Consider the following 4,506-nt stretch of genomic DNA (forward strand, 5'->3'; position numbering starts at 1 on the left):
TGAGGTGGCCAATTACCTAATTTTCAGGGAAAAAGTCCCGGAATTTTCCCCCCGATCCCCGCAATGGCTGGCACTTTTTGAGGGGAAAAAAGTCCAAAAGTCTTATCCAACAAGGTTTTTAGATTTATTCAGCAAGCCCTACTTAAACAAAATGGCAATGCTTCAACAGAGCGCCTTCAAGTAGGGTATGATATTCTTTTTCGGAGATAGTATAGGCCCCAAATCTAGCCAGATGGGGATTTTGCATTTGGGCATCAAATAGACAGAAATCCCGTTCTCTAAGGTGTTCGACTAACTTGACCATGGCTACCTTAGAACCATCGGGAATTTTATAGAACATCGATTCCCCGATAAAAACCCCGCGAATTGCTAAACCTAAAATCCCCCCCGCTAATTGATCCCCTTGCCAAGTCTCGAAACTGTAGGCCCAACCGGCCTGGTGTAATTGCTGATAGATTTGCATTAACTCCGGGGAAATCCAAGTCAGCGAGCGATCGGCACAACCGGCACAAACCCCAGCAAAATCGCGGTTAATAGCCACGCTAAAGCGATTTTGATTCAAAACTCGTTTTAGGGACTTGGGATACCTAAAACGCCGATCAAGAGGGATAAGAGCGCGATTTTTACTAGAATACCAATCCAATCTGCCCCCCTCATCGGCCATGAGAAAGTAACCGCGTGCGTATCCTTGTATAATAGAGGCGGTATCCACGACTCCCCCCAAGAATTCAGTCTCGTAGCCTGATCATTCTCTAATTATGCCTGATCATCCCCCAGCAATTCCGCCGATTACTTTACCACCGATCGAAAATCCCCAACAGGAACAAACTTGGTTGCGCACCGCTTTGCATCGTTGGTTAGATGCGGAATTTATTCCCGAAGCTATTAATGAAACTATCGCTGAACGCGCTAGTCAAATTTTTCTGCGTCAGCGTTTGGAAGGGGAAAACGATCTCGGTAACTTGGTGATTGCGATCGTTACCGAGATGCAAGCTTTTGATTTCCGCGAAAGTTTTTATAGTGAATTTGCCATCGCTAACGCCGTCAGTGATTTAATTTTAGATAGTTTAGGGATCGATCGCTGTTGTGGCCAAAGTTAGATTGTTTTTCTCTGCTACTGGATTAAATTGCCAAGGAATGATCGAGCATTGCTTGCCGACGTAAACAATTCCAGTAGGCTGCATAGAGATCCGTCTGTTGACCGCGCAGGGAAGCGATCGCAGGTGCGGCAGGAAAAGGCCAGAGACGATCAAAAACCACTTCTCGATGAGCCAAACGAAACTGTAGCAAATAAACAGAAGCAGGAGCCTGTAAATTATCCAGTAATTGCGCTGCCAGCCGATGTAAAGACTTAAGACTCTCTCTTTCCAGACTAATCGGTTGACTGTAGGCGTTGGGGATCATGCCTTCTCCGATTACCTCACCGTATTCTAAACCCTTAGATGTCACCGTGATCGGCAACCAAAGATCCCCAAAAGAAGAATCTCCCTGACTGGTTTTATAGTGCAGGGTATGGGCAACCCAAGTGCGTCTTTCCTCGATATCCCGACAAGCTTGATAAACTTTTTTACCTGGAAAATTCACCCAATTGGGCAATTGAATTGTTAAGGGACACCAGATTAAATTATTCTGGCTGGTTTTACCCGACTCCATTTTTGACCACAAAGAAGCCGTCCCCGTCACCTCCACCGCCAAGGATTTAGGAACCGCATTTTTTAAGGCAATCACCATCTTTTCGGTAACGGGCGATAGCCGAGACATCTGACCACTGGCTTGAGCTTCGGCATTAACGAGAATGATAACTTTGTCCATTTCTTCTTGTGGGTTGGGTGAACTTGAACGATCAGCGGTGAGGTTGGTTAAGAATGCGAACTGACTGGGGTTCAATGCTTCTGTAGTCGCCATGGCAAAAGCTATTTCTCTGGATTTTAGCGGATTATACAAGAGCGCAACTATTTTTTACGGATTTTTTCAACAACAAGCATCTGTAATCAGTGATCAGTAACCAGTAAACAGTGATTAGTCAAGAAGAAACTCGACCGAATCTAAAACCTAATTGGTTAAGCTAAAAGCTTGGATGTACTTAGTTTCTAACCTTCTTTTTAGGTAGGAGAATTGCCAAATTCTTTTTGGGAGCCTCTTACCTGTTGCCCCTTACCTTCAGCAGCTGATCACTGATCACCGATCACTGAAATTACTCGTCTTCGGCGAAAATAAAGCGAGTTAGTTCACTAGGATCGGGTTCGGGGCTAGATTCGGCAAATTTAACCGCTTCCTCGATTTCAGCTTGAATTTTCTGCTCGATTTCTTTTAATTCCTCTCTCGTGGCCAGATCTCGCTCGTAGAGGTAGGCGGCAAAGCGAGTGATCGGATCTCTTTCGCCCCAGAATTGTTTCTCGTCAGCACTGCGTAACTCGTCCGGATCTGCCAGAGAGTGACCCCGGAAACGATAGGTTAAGGCCTCAATCAAAGTCGGTCCCTCACCGGCGCGGGCCCGAGCCACGGCTTCTCTGGCGGCGGCATGAACGGCGACCACATCCATACCGTCCACTTCCACACCGACCATACTAAAAACACTGGCTTTTTTATAGATTTCCGGTTGAGAAGTGGCTCGATCGTGGGCCATACCGATCGCCCACTTATTATTTTCCACCACATAGATAATCGGCAACTTCCAGAGGGCGGCCATATTCAGACACTCAAAAAACTGGCCATTATTACTCGCCCCATCCCCAAAGAAACAGACCGTTACCTGATCGGCACTGGCATCAGCCATGGCTTCGCGACGGTACTTACTTTGAAAAGCAGCCCCGGTAGCGACGGGAATCCCTTCGGCCACAAAAGCGTAACCCCCTAAAAGCTTATGTTCGGCGGAGAACATATGCATGGAGCCGCCCCGTCCTTTACTACAGCCCGTAGCTTTGCCGAATAACTCCGCCATTACCTCTTGAGCGGGAACTCCGGCACTGAGGGCGTGGACGTGATCGCGATAGGTGCTAGAAACGTAATCTTCTCCCTGACGCAAGGCTTTAATAATACCGCTAGATATCGCTTCTTGACCGTTGTAGAGGTGGACAAAACCGAACATTTTGCCTCGATAATACATTTCGGCACATTTATCTTCAAACATCCGCCCCAAAACCATATCCTCGTATAGGCGAAGACCTTCAGCTTTGGTAATAATGATGGAAGCAGGATTAAAGGTTGGTAAAGTACGTTCGGAAATCATAGGGTCTGTAGTATCATTTAGACAACAAAAAGGCAAGGGGAGAGGAAGCGGTAGATTTTTCGAGAATTCTGGCAGTGAATTTTTTAGGCTTAAACCAAGGGGTTCTTGGTATTTTCTCTCTCAAATCTAATCTTAGTCAGTCAGAGATTGGCTAGGATAAGATGGTATCTTGTTATTTTACTCGCTCCGCTCTCACTTACATCACTTAATTCACCTTAGATGTCGGCAGGATGCCCCCGTTACACCCTACGGGTTGGCGGCGGAGGAATGCCGACCAGTATAAAACGCGCGTAGCGCATCGACTCTAAATATGTTATGCTTCCTGTTGGTGAGTTTTTTGAGGCCGTGGAACAAGTCCTGACGCTAGTGATCAAGCTTCAAGTATGTAGCGAACAACAACAAGCGCTGTCGGATACCTGTACGGCTTTTGCGTCGGCTTGTAGCTGGATTAACGAGAACGTCAATCCCCGGCTGACTAACCGGAACTCGATTCAAGCCGTCTGTTATCAGGACGTTAAGGATCGGTTCGGATTGACGGCTAACCACGTTGTCAGAGCTTGCGGTCGGGTGGCGGCTAATCGTTTGACAGCAAAACTTCAAGGGAAGAAGGTCAAGAACTTTGCTCCAACAAGTTTCGACTGTGACGCTCGAACCTTCCGTTTCGTCGAGAAAGATTGGGCGATTACTGTTAGCACCACGGGGAAACGGTTAACCATTCCCCTGAGAGCGAGCAATTACCATCGGGGGAAACTTACCTGGCAAAATCCGACCTCCGCTCAAATCTGCCTACATCGTGACGGCGGTTGGTATGTCCACATCCAACTAAAATCGGAACCGCCGAAACCTATCAACGCGGATAACATTATCGGGGTCGATTTCGGCCGTCGTGACATCGCGGTAACATCAACCGATCAATCGTGGTCGGGGGAGGGCATCAAGGAAACGAGGGATAAATACAGTCGTGTGAGGTCTTCTCTGCAAAGGAAAGCGTCTCAAGGCACTAAATCCACCAGGCGTAGGTGTCGGGAGATATTGAAACGGCTATCGGGGCGGGAGAGAAGATACCAAGCGCACTTAAATCATCGAAAATTTGGGTTGAAAACCTCGCCCTTTAGGGCGACTCTATGTTAGCATTGAATTGAGTCGTTGACTTTGGGAACGCAGGAAACAAGCGACACTCCGTAATCCCTAAATCTCTAACCATCACTGGTACAAAAGCTTTCATCGTAAGTCCACATGGTAAGAGCGAAAAACAATTAAATACTGTGGGACACACA

The 4,506-nt window shown here is 47.1% G+C and carries 5 protein-coding genes and 1 pseudogene; 3 read left to right on the forward strand and 3 right to left on the reverse strand.

Going from position 1 to position 4,506, the window contains the following annotated elements; all coding sequences use genetic code 11:
- Nucleotides 1–184, forward strand: a 184-nt coding sequence (locus tag O9300_RS04590; protein WP_287970315.1) for a hypothetical protein, incomplete at its 5' end; no start/stop codon positions are given.
- On the opposite strand, the gene aat is transcribed toward O9300_RS04590, so the two are convergent.
- Nucleotides 143–724: a leucyl/phenylalanyl-tRNA--protein transferase gene (aat, locus tag O9300_RS04595; protein ID WP_287970317.1), complete on the reverse strand. Its 582-nt coding sequence runs from the start codon at nt 722–724 to the stop codon at nt 143–145. The two genes, O9300_RS04590 and aat, sit on opposite strands and share 42 nt — an antisense overlap.
- Before the next feature lie 34 nt (nt 725–758).
- Here aat and O9300_RS04600 point away from each other — a divergent pair, with 34 nt between their 5' ends.
- Entirely contained in the window at nt 759–1,100 is a 342-nt protein-coding gene (locus O9300_RS04600; protein WP_287970319.1) for a DUF8822 family protein, read from the forward strand.
- Nucleotides 1,101–1,122: 22 nt separating this feature from the next.
- Here the strand turns inward: O9300_RS04600 and O9300_RS04605 are convergent, their stop codons facing one another.
- Both O9300_RS04605 and pdhA read right to left on the reverse strand, forming a co-directional pair.
- Nucleotides 1,123–1,905, reverse strand: a complete 783-nt coding sequence (locus O9300_RS04605) for a hypothetical protein (RefSeq protein WP_287970327.1) — start codon at nt 1,903–1,905, stop codon at nt 1,123–1,125.
- Between the two features lie 289 nt (nt 1,906–2,194).
- Complete coding sequence (gene pdhA, locus O9300_RS04610; RefSeq protein ID WP_287970323.1) at nt 2,195–3,229, reverse strand: pyruvate dehydrogenase (acetyl-transferring) E1 component subunit alpha; 1,035 nt, start codon at nt 3,227–3,229, stop codon at nt 2,195–2,197.
- Nucleotides 3,230–3,544: 315 nt separating this feature from the next.
- Between pdhA and O9300_RS04615 the strand changes: the two are divergent.
- Nucleotides 3,545–4,312, forward strand: a pseudogene (locus O9300_RS04615) (nuclease/transposase family protein); the annotation flags it as partial.
- Nucleotides 4,313–4,506: the final 194 nt, after the last annotated feature.

This window comes from Microcystis sp. LE19-195.1E (genome assembly GCF_027532095.1).
Classification (GTDB): domain Bacteria; phylum Cyanobacteriota; class Cyanobacteriia; order Cyanobacteriales; family Microcystaceae; genus Microcystis; species Microcystis aeruginosa.